Genomic DNA, 7864 nt, shown 5'->3' on the forward strand with positions numbered 1-7864 from the left:
CTTCAGCGTTCATTTTCATCTCTTCAGGGTTAATCCCATGAGCTTCAGGGTTAATTTTCATTCCTTCAGTGTTAAACCCACGAGCTTCAGGGTTAATCCCTCGAGCTTCAGGGTTAATTTACACTTCTTCAGTGTTAATTCCACGAGCTTCAGGGTTAATTCAGCGAACTTCAGTGTTAACTCCACGAACTTCAACATTAACGTTTTTGCATGCACACAAAAAAGCACCGACCGTGGTCAGTGCTTACTTACTCGTTTCATAATCTTGTTCTCATCCTTCGTTTTGCTCTTCAAAAGTGTATGTATAATCTCTTGGTTGCTCTTCTCATTTCATTATGTGAAGTTTCACTGCAAAGAAAGTGGTTCATCTGCTTCTTCGATTTCTTGAACCGCAGTCGTCAATGTATAAGCTGTTTCATTAAACAAACCGATCTTATCCAGTGTCAGTCCTTCTTGAACGAGCAATCGATCCAGTGAAACCGAGCCGAGGTGCAACAAAGCATTGAGCGTTGGTGTTTCTAGTTCTAGCATAGTGGCTACGTCCACCCATGGAACGACGCCAAAATGCAGTCCTTCCAACAACTGCTTGTTTGCTTCAATTGGGACGATCGCTTTCTTTTTCAGGACGTCGCTTTCTTTAAGTTGGTCGATCAATTCATCCAGTGGTTTCGCATAGCCTGTTTCTACGAGACGCCGCTCGAGCGATTTGGCTTCAATTCCTAATGCCCGGCAAATTTTTTGTCTGTCTTCATCCACTTCTTGAAGGATGTTCACGACTGACGCAGAGATGCCGTCCGGATATAGTTGAAATTGCAGATCTTCCTGATTAAACTTTGCTAAGTTTGATAACAGCGGTACGACGATCGTTTCAGGAAGCAAGTTATTCAGGAGTACTTCCCAACTATTCGTCGCTTTTTCAATGCCTGGATAGACTAGACGGATTTCACGGAAAAATTCATCTTCATGCTCAGTTAGATATGTAGAAAACAGAAGCGTTTTTATTCGTAACAATAATTCCACTTCCATTGTATGTTCATCCATTTTTGCTTCATAAGGTGGCAAATGTGTTTCGCCAACTGGTATGTTCGTCTCGACTCCTAACTCTCTCAATCGCCGCGTCCAACGTATACTGGCAAGTGATCCATGCCCGAGAAATACGAGTCGATGATTTTCAGTTAAAAATGGTGCACAGATTTCTGCTAAATGGTCAATGTAATTCGCCGAATCGGCAATCAAGACGAGTGACGAAGCAGATAAGGCGTCTTCAACATCATTAACAACTTTTGAAAAAGAAACCCATTCGCCATTGAAATAGACTCCCTCTTCCTGGTGAATCCCGTTCAATCCTTCATCGCCTTGGCCAAAATTGAATAAAGTAACCTCGAAATCACGTTGCGTTAAGTCGGCAGCAGCTGCCAATCCAACTTCATTCATGCCGATGACAGTCACTCGTTTGTTCATCGTCTTCCCCCTTCCATCTGGGTCATCATCGCAAATAGGATGGCTAACTATATTTTTCATTGATCCCTACAAGCTTCCTCTTTTGTTTCAATTCGTCAAAAACACCGAAAATCCTGCTTTTATCGTCAATGTTCCTGATCAAAATGAAAGATTGACGTCCGTTAACCAACCGAGACCATAGATCGATCCGATTGTAAAAACTAGTGTCCATAGTCCCAAACTAATCGTTGACCAATACAATGTTTTGGTTTTTGTGGCTCCGAAAACAATCGCTGCACCAGCCGCAATATGCGATCCCGTTAAAAACGGTCCTGCGAGCAACAACCCAGAAACACCATATTTATCCCACATCCGGTTCGCTCGCGCATAACGACCTGAATCTTCTTCTTGATCGCTTTGTTCCTTCTTTTTCTTTCTAAAGAACCATCCTTTTAATCGATCAAAAAAGACAATCAGCAAATAGACGGTCAGTAAATTTCCGAAAAATGCTAGAATGGCCACCCAAAACGCATTCATTCCGGCAAGGATACTGACAGGGATAATTAACCCAATTTCAAACCAAGGAACAGCCGCCAATAGGAAAACAAGTAGATAATCCCAGATGTCTAATAAAAATGTCATGTACTCGTCCTCCTTATTTGAACCTAAAATTACTTTAGGTGACTTTAATACTTCTTCTCGTAAACAGATGCCAATTCATCGCGACAAGCGCAAAGAAAATCATGACACCACCGATAATCATGTACACACGAAACGGTTCATTCAACACGACGACACCGAGTAACACAGAGACGAATGGAATCAAAAAGGTCACAAACGTCGCATAAACAGGACCGCCGTTTTCAATTAATTGATAAAAAATCACATAGCCAAGACCAGAGCTTAAAAATCCAAGAATGGCTACTGGGATTAGGATGTCCCAAGATCCCAACAATAAAAACACTTCCGGTTGAATGAATATCGTCGGAATGCCGTTAATGATCATACCGAATAACAACGTATAAAAACCTAACACAAACGGTGAAATCCCTTGGAAAAACCGCCCCGCAATAATGGAATTCGTCGCATAACAAAGCGTACACGTCAGCATTAAACCAACACTGAAAAAGCCGAATGCATCCACTTGGAGCGTGTCGAGAAATAGAATGATCAATGCGATCATCCCAAGCACAAGGCTGACGAGTTGGTTAGCAAGTGGTTTAACTTTCAAAAAGATCAATGATAAAACAAAGGTAAAAATCGATGTGAAAGAATTCAAAATCCCACTTACCGAGCTATGTAAAGACACTAGTGAAAAGGCCATCAACATCCAAGGAATCCCTGCCGCGAGACTGAGAGAACTGACAAACGTAAACGTCAATTTTCGTTTGATCGAAATTCTTTTGAAATAAAGAATCGGTGCCAACATCACAAGGCCGAATAAACAACGGATAAAAATTAGACTGACCGGGTGCAGGTCTTCCACGAGGATCTTCGTAAACAGAAAAGAAGATCCCCATAACAAGCTGAGCAGCAATAAAAGCGAAACACTAATAACAGATTTGTTTTTAGTCATTTTCCACCTGTTTCAAAAAATGCGTCATGGACGATAGCTCTGGCTGTGCCCCTTTCACACTGACCGTATATCCGGCTACCCTCGTCGCAAGCTTCATCGCTTGTTTAATCGGCAACCCATCGCTCAATCCTGTCACCAATGCTGCATTATAGGCATCACCCGCGCCCGTTGTATCACCGACGTTAACATCGCTAGCTTCTACATAAAAACTTTCTTCCTTTGTGACCAATAACGAACCGTGTCGGCCCAATGTGACGACAACTTCACCAACACCTTCATCTAAAAGCATTTTGGCGGCCGCTTCAGCATGCTCCAAATCATGAACAGGTAAACCAGACAAGCCAGCTAATTCGATTTCATTCGGTGTCAATAAATCAACTTTACGAAGGGCCTCTCGTGAAAGCTCGTTGGCTGGCGCTGGATTCAAGACGACCTTTTTATCCAAAGCTTTCGCTTGATCAATGCCATATTCAACGGTTTCGATTGGAATTTCAAGCTGCATCAACACCACATCACAAGCTTCGATCAGCGAACGATGACGATCGATTTCCGCTTTCGACACTTGATGGTTCGCCCCTGGAACGAGCACGATTGAATTTTCACCGACTTCATTCACTTGGATCATCGCAATTCCCGTTTGTCCTTCTTTTAAAATTCCAGACGTTTCAATGCCTAGCTGATCATAGTTTTCCATAATCGCATCGCCAAATTCATCTGTACCAACACTTCCGATAAAAGAAACATCCGCACCTAAATGGCGGCAAGCAACCGCTTGATTCGAGCCCTTTCCACCGAAATTCGTCGTATACGAAGTACTCGTCGTCGTCTCCCCAGGCTTCACAATCTCTTTCACACTTAAAACCAAATCCATGTTAATGCTTCCAATCACAAGAACGTTCATGAGACTTCCTCCTTTCGCGTTAAAACTTTTGCAATGTCTGATCAAATAGATCCCAGAACCGGTCGACATCCAATGTTTCAGCAAAATAAACATTCGGTTCTTTCCCTGTTGTTCCCAATAAATCCACGCATGTCATTCCGTATGTAAACTCACCCTTCGTTTCAATATCGACATGAACATGTTTGAACTCAAACAGGCTAGGGTCGATCAAATAGGCAATCGTACAAGCATCATGGACAGGACCGCCATCGAAATCAAACACCTCTTTATACGTGTGAATAAAAAACTGCAAAAGTTCTACAACGAAATCAGCTGCTTTATTGTTGATTGTCTGAAGCCGCTTCGTAACCTCTTTCGTTGCCAACGCCTGATGTGTCACATCCAAGCCAAACATCCGAATCGGCACACCACTCTGATAGACGACTTTTGCCGCTTCCGCATCTACCCAAATATTAAACTCTGCTGCGGGTGTCCAGTTCCCGAACGTTCCACCACCCATCAAGACGATTTCACTGATTTTCGGAATGATGTTCGGTTCTTTAATCATTGCCAAAGCGATATTGGTAAGCGGGCCAGTCGGTACAAGCTTAATGTCCCCGTCTGACTCGAGCAATTTTTCAATAATAAAATCAACCGCATGCTGGTCGATTGGCTTGAGCGCCGGCTCTTCAGGTAGTTCAGGTCCATCCAATCCGGATTCACCATGGATGGATTCAGCAACCGAAAGCGGCTTCGTGAGTGCACGACTCGCTCCGATGGCAACCGGTACATCCAATCCGACCAAATCAGAAATATTCAACGCATTTTTCGTTGTTTTTTCAACACTGACATTCCCGCCGACCGTCGTAATGCCGACAATATCAATTTTTTCATGTAACGTCGCTAAAATAATTGAAATCGCATCATCATGACCTGGGTCACAATCCAAGATGACTTTTTCTTTTGTTGTCATGAAAACCACTCCTTGATTCAATCAATTGTTTGTTCATTTAGTATATAAGCTTGCTGTCAAAAGCACAATTCCAACGTGAAAACACCTCAAGAAAATTAATCGAATAAAGCCCATTTGCCCGTCATATGATTTCATTGGATGAAAATATTTTGTAAAGAAGGGTGATTCAGTGGATAAGGATAAAGAACAACACCGCCACTCAGACTATCGAAATCCGAAGCAAGAGCAACTGGATGAATACCGTCATCAAAATACAGGTCCTGGCAAGAAAATGACCGATGAAAATGGCAAAAAAATCTCCAATGATGAACAAACGCTACGAGCCGGCAGACGCGGACCGACATTACTGCAAGATTTTCATTTTTATAAAAAACAGACCCACTTTAACCGCGAACGAATTCCCGAAAAAGTTGTTCACGCCAGGGGATTTGGCGCTTATGGTGAATTTGAAACATACAAGTCATTAAAGCATTTGACGAAAATGCACTTTTTACAAGAAGCCGGCTGTAAAACACCTACCTTTGTGCGGTTTTCCAACTTCATCGGCAGCAAAGGCTCAAAAGATACGGCAATCGATATTCGTGGCTTTGCGACGAAATTTTACACACAAGAAGGAAACTATGACATGCTCGCCCTCCAATTCCCTGTATTTATTTTAGCCGATGCGATGAAATTCATGGATGTTACCCATGCAGCCAAACCAAATCCAAAAACCCATGTGCCGCAAGCGACGACTGCTCATGATAGCTTCTGGGATTACGTTGCAAACAACCAGGAATCCGCTCATATGGTCATGTGGCTCATGTCGATGCGCGGGCGGCCGAGAAGCTGGCGCATGATGGAAGGCTGGCCGATCAACACCTTCCGTTTCATTAATGATGAAGGCAAGCAGACATTTGTCCGGTTCAAATGGATTCCTCGACTTGGCGTTCACTCTTTATTGTTGGATGAGGCCAATATTATTGGTGGGGTTGACCCGGATTATCACCGTCATGACCTGATCGATGCCATTGAAAAAGGCGCCTATCCCGAATATGACTTAGGAGTTCAATTGATCGAAGAAGAAAAACAGTTCGCTTATGATTTTGACATTCTCGATGATACAAAACTATGGCCGGAAGAAGTCATTCCCGTTGAAAAAGTCGGGAAGCTGACATTAAATCGATTGGTCGATAATTTCTTTGCCGAAGAAGAACAATCCGTATTCGACCCAGGAAATCTCATTCCAGGTATCGATTTTACGAATGACCCTGTCCTGCAAGGCAGAGCGATTGCTTATCGTGATACCGAACTATATCGACAGCATTCTGCCAATATTGAAGATATCCCTGTCAACAAACCACTTGCTCCAAAAAATTATAATCTACGAGACAGCTATCAACGACACCGCATCGATGTCGACAAAGTAAATTATCATAATAATTCCCTTGCTGGCAATACTCCATCTGAAGCCTCGTGGGAAGAAGGCGGTTATGTACATTATCCTCAAAAAGTAGATGGGCACGTCACCCGAGAAGTCCCAAGCGATTCATTTAAAGATTTCTTTTCTCAAGCCCGTTTTTTCTGGAATAGCTTATCGCCGGTGGAAAAACAAGATCTCGTCGACACGTTTATCTTCCACCTCGGTAGTGTAGAGAGTGAATTCGTACGACAACAAAATATTGAAATGTGGGCAAACGTTGACCACGGCATGGCAACAAAAATAGCCGAAGCGATTGGAGTCCATCCACCAAAAGAGTCACACGTACCAGTTACAGGGAGCTCACCCGCGATCAGTCAGGCGAATACGCCGCACTACGCCTACACCCAAAAAGTCGGAATCCTGATTGGCGATGGATTTAACTGTGATGAAGTCCGGTATGTAACCGACTTATTTGAACAGCAAGGCGTTTTCTTCGATGTGGTCAGCGAAACATTAAACCCAGCTGTCGCTTCAGATGGCACAAAAATCAAAGTCAACGAAACATTCACCACCACTTACCCAGTCCTATACGACTCGCTCTATGTTGTCGGCGGTGAAGCAAAAAACCAAGGAAAATTCAACCAGGAAATTTTACACTTCGTCAACGAAGCTTACCGCAGATACAAACCAATCGGAGTCGCAACCGGCGCCAGCTTTTACATCCAAGCCACCGAACAAAACAACCTCGCCGGCGTCATTTTTGCCGAAGACAACCCAGATTTCGGAGAAGACTTCATCTCCGCCATTGCACAACAACGCTTTTGGAATCGAACATAGAAGAAAGGACAAGAGCCGGTTTTCGGCTCTTGTCCTTTTTCCTTATTGGGATTTTGGTTGAGGTGGGTGCGTTTGGATATGCGATCTACCCTTGGGGATATGCTCCCTACCTTTTGGGATATGCGCCCTAACCTTGAATATATGCGCCCACTGATTGTCGATATGCTCCCACTCCATGCGAATATGCGACCTGTTACGGGATTTATGCGACCGTCTCGGCTATTTATGGACCCGAATCCGAAATATATACGCCCTGTGTCAAAATCAGCTGGATAAAGTCCATATAATTGTGTAAAAAGAATAGGTCATCTTTCTCTCCTGTGTTAAAGTGATTTCAACCACAAAATACTTTAGGAGGATGAGAAAGATGACCCAAGTTAATTTTAGCCTAAATATCGATGAATTAAAAGAAAAGGTAATGGATTCAAAGCTGGATGACGTACTAAAGTCTGCTCTTGTGATGGTGTTAAATGAAATAATGTTGAAAGAACAGGAAGAGTATTTAAAAGCTAGCCAGTACGAAAGGAATGACCTAAGAACCGATTACCGTAATGGTTTTTATGAGCGTGGCTATATGATCGGCTCATTTGAACTGAGACTATTAGTTCCACGCACGCGCAATGGAGAGTTCGAACCAAGTGTATTCGAACGCTACGAAAGAAGAGATCAGGCTCTCGTTTTAAGTATGTTAGAGATGGTTATTAATGGTGTTTCAACACGGAAAGTAGGCAAGATTGTAGAAGAGCTGTGTGGTAA

8 protein-coding genes are annotated in these 7864 nt (G+C 43.1%); 3 read left to right on the forward strand and 5 right to left on the reverse strand.

Features of this window, described 5'->3' with window-relative positions; all coding sequences use genetic code 11:
• Positions 1 to 345: 345 nt before the first annotated feature.
• From KQ486_RS13000 to KQ486_RS13020, 5 genes are all read right to left on the reverse strand, one after another.
• Positions 346 to 1461 carry an NAD/NADP octopine/nopaline dehydrogenase family protein gene (locus tag KQ486_RS13000; protein ID WP_216687885.1) on the reverse strand — a complete coding sequence of 372 codons (1116 nt, stop codon included), beginning with the start codon at positions 1459 to 1461 and terminating at the stop codon, positions 346 to 348.
• A 138-nt stretch (positions 1462 to 1599) separates the two neighbouring features.
• Positions 1600 to 2082, reverse strand: coding sequence for a small multi-drug export protein (locus tag KQ486_RS13005; protein WP_246569334.1), 483 nt, complete (start codon positions 2080 to 2082; stop codon positions 1600 to 1602).
• A gap of 34 nt (positions 2083 to 2116) precedes the next feature.
• Positions 2117 to 3016: a DMT family transporter gene (locus tag KQ486_RS13010; protein WP_216687886.1), complete on the reverse strand. Its 900-nt coding sequence runs from the start codon at positions 3014 to 3016 to the stop codon at positions 2117 to 2119.
• Positions 3009 to 3917: a ribokinase gene (rbsK, locus tag KQ486_RS13015; protein ID WP_216687887.1), complete on the reverse strand. Its 909-nt coding sequence runs from the start codon at positions 3915 to 3917 to the stop codon at positions 3009 to 3011. The genes KQ486_RS13010 and rbsK overlap by 8 nt, the downstream gene beginning before the upstream one ends.
• Before the next feature lie 19 nt (positions 3918 to 3936).
• On the reverse strand, positions 3937 to 4869 hold the full coding sequence (locus KQ486_RS13020) for a nucleoside hydrolase (protein ID WP_144161679.1): 933 nt from the start codon (positions 4867 to 4869) through the stop codon (positions 3937 to 3939).
• Between the two features lie 169 nt (positions 4870 to 5038).
• Here KQ486_RS13020 and KQ486_RS13025 point away from each other — a divergent pair, with 169 nt between their 5' ends.
• From KQ486_RS13025 to KQ486_RS13035, 3 genes are all read left to right on the forward strand, one after another.
• Positions 5039 to 7108: a catalase gene (locus KQ486_RS13025; protein ID WP_216687888.1), complete on the forward strand. Its 2070-nt coding sequence runs from the start codon at positions 5039 to 5041 to the stop codon at positions 7106 to 7108.
• A gap of 72 nt (positions 7109 to 7180) precedes the next feature.
• Positions 7181 to 7384, forward strand: a complete 204-nt coding sequence (locus KQ486_RS13030) for a hypothetical protein (protein ID WP_216687889.1) — start codon at positions 7181 to 7183, stop codon at positions 7382 to 7384.
• A gap of 91 nt (positions 7385 to 7475) precedes the next feature.
• On the forward strand, positions 7476 to 7864 hold a 389-nt coding region (locus KQ486_RS13035; protein ID WP_216687010.1), incomplete at its 3' end, for a transposase.

The sequence above is a fragment of the Allobacillus halotolerans genome (assembly GCF_018967645.1).
GTDB lineage: Bacteria > Bacillota > Bacilli > Bacillales > Alkalibacillaceae > Allobacillus > Allobacillus halotolerans.

Bases quoted from the DNA above. Each gene is read 5' to 3' on its own strand.
- KQ486_RS13000 (WP_216687885.1), bottom strand. From the start codon at position 1,461: ATGAACAAACGAGTGACTGTCATCGGCATGAATGAAGTTGGATTGGCA.
- KQ486_RS13020 (WP_144161679.1), bottom strand. From the start codon at position 4,869: ATGACAACAAAAGAAAAAGTCATCTTGGATTGTGACCCAGGTCATGAT.
- KQ486_RS13005 (WP_246569334.1), bottom strand. From the start codon at position 2,082: ATGACATTTTTATTAGACATCTGGGATTATCTACTTGTTTTCCTATTG.
- rbsK (WP_216687887.1), bottom strand. From the start codon at position 3,917: ATGAACGTTCTTGTGATTGGAAGCATTAACATGGATTTGGTTTTAAGT.
- KQ486_RS13010 (WP_216687886.1), bottom strand. From the start codon at position 3,016: ATGACTAAAAACAAATCTGTTATTAGTGTTTCGCTTTTATTGCTGCTC.